Annotated in this window: 1 protein-coding gene; it reads right to left on the bottom strand. The window is 43.9% G+C overall.

Translation table 11 applies throughout. From position 1 onward, the window contains the following. Nucleotides 1-123 (bottom strand): glutamine amidotransferase-related protein (locus CH339_RS25845; protein ID WP_438646528.1); only part of this gene is annotated, 123 nt, incomplete at its 3' end. Nucleotides 124-253 lie beyond the last annotated feature (130 nt).

Below are 253 nucleotides of genomic sequence, written 5' to 3'. Positions count from 1 at the left end.
AGGCGACATGTCCTCTATTTCCTGAAGGGTGATCTCATCGTTCCGCTTGACGACCAACTCCTCGCCAAGCTCGCCTAAATACTGAACCAAGTTGTACGTAAACGAATCGTAATTGTCGATCATTAGAATCATATCTCAGCTCTCCTCTGCTCTTTTTTCTCTTCTTCACTCAACTGCAGCGCCTTTTTCATCGCCAGGGCCTTTTTAATTGACTCTTTATATTCATGCCTAGGATTTGAATCGATGACGATTC

Source organism: Rhodobium orientis (genome assembly GCF_003258835.1).
In the GTDB taxonomy this organism is placed as follows: domain Bacteria; phylum Pseudomonadota; class Alphaproteobacteria; order Rhizobiales; family Rhodobiaceae; genus Rhodobium; species Rhodobium orientis.
The sequence above is the reverse complement of the archived record's forward strand: the minus strand, read 5'-3'. Positions and strand labels throughout refer to the sequence as shown.